Here is a 566-nt window from a genome sequence, read left to right on the forward strand (position 1 = left end):
CGCACTTCAAGAAAGAGCCTGCCTGGGCACAAGAGTTGATCCAGCAAGTTGAAACCAGGTATGCCGTGTTAAGACAACGCGCCACTGCCTTAGCAAAAATTCGCCGGGCGCTAAACGAGTACGAGCGCCAGCTAAACAAGACACATAGCGACGAGGTGTGACAACATGACAGCATCTGTAGCGGCCACTGAAATGGCGAAACTGGGGAAATGTGAAGCGATGATCAAGAAAGTCGCCAGCCATCCTCGCCCTGCCCTGTCAAAGCGCCCACAATCGCTACAGGGGGACAGATAGCACTCTTCGGGGGTGAGTTCGCCCATTTCCGGTATGAAGCGGCAGCCCTGCGCTTCATGAGCAGCACTGCGGGGGCTAAGCGTCGCATCTACCAGCTAGTGTTTTCAGCAACGGTAGCAGCGGGAGTTTTGACACTGCTGGCGGCATGGACCACCAGCTAGAAAGTATCGACGGAACAATCATGAGCAAGAGAACCAAAGACAAAGACCTGGAGAAACTCGACGTAATCAAAGACTCGCCGCAAATGAGCCTGTTTGAGATTATTGAATCTC

Annotated in this window: 2 protein-coding genes; both read left to right on the forward strand. The window is 53.2% G+C overall.

The window, feature by feature from the left end; genetic code table 11:
- A partial coding sequence (gene mobI, locus BHE89_RS26485; protein ID WP_353615151.1) for a conjugative transfer protein MobI(A/C) occupies positions 1-161 on the forward strand: 161 nt, incomplete at its 5' end.
- Between the two features lie 4 nt (positions 162-165).
- Positions 166-294: a hypothetical protein gene (locus tag BHE89_RS27185; RefSeq protein WP_353615150.1), complete on the forward strand. Its 129-nt coding sequence runs from the start codon at positions 166-168 to the stop codon at positions 292-294.
- The last annotated feature ends 272 nt before the right edge of the window (positions 295-566 follow it).

Origin of the sequence: Shigella sp. FC1967 (assembly GCF_001743005.1) — a bacterium.
Lineage (GTDB): Bacteria > Pseudomonadota > Gammaproteobacteria > Enterobacterales > Enterobacteriaceae > Proteus.

What these genes read in the sequence shown, in the direction of transcription:
- BHE89_RS27185 (WP_353615150.1), top strand. Translation starts at nt 166, where the DNA reads ATGACAGCATCTGTAGCGGCCACTGAAATGGCGAAACTGGGGAAATGT.